The 334-nt window shown below is 72.2% G+C and carries 1 protein-coding gene; it reads left to right on the top strand.

Annotation, left to right across the window (positions count from 1 at the left end):
- On the top strand, nucleotides 1–334 hold a 334-nt coding region (locus HKX41_10795; GenBank protein ID NNC24617.1), incomplete at both ends, for a hypothetical protein.

The following is a 334-nucleotide window of genomic DNA, read 5'->3' as shown; positions in this document are numbered from 1 at the left end:
GTCGCGGGTGCGTCCGGCGACGATGCCGTCGACTGGGCGGCGGTCGCCGATGCGGCCAAGAGCGCGACCGACCCTGGCGCGCTCGACCTCACACCCGCCGATCGCGAGGGGTACGCGAGCGACGTGCGGGCGGCACGCACGCGCATCCGCGACGTCTCCGGGCTCGACTTCGACGTCCCCGAGACCGTCGCCGTGCAGAATCGTCACCACTGGATCGACGCGAACGTCGAGACGTTCCGGCGCGCGTTCGAACCGCTCGAGCACGATGCGGCCTTCCCGGGCGTCGCACGGACGCTCAACACCGCGACGACCGCCGGGATGCTCTCCTTCGTCG

This window comes from Salifodinibacter halophilus, assembly GCA_012999515.1.
GTDB classification, from domain to species: Bacteria; Pseudomonadota; Gammaproteobacteria; order Nevskiales; family Salinisphaeraceae; genus Salifodinibacter; species Salifodinibacter halophilus.
The sequence above is the reverse complement of the archived record's forward strand: the minus strand, read 5'-3'. Positions and strand labels throughout refer to the sequence as shown.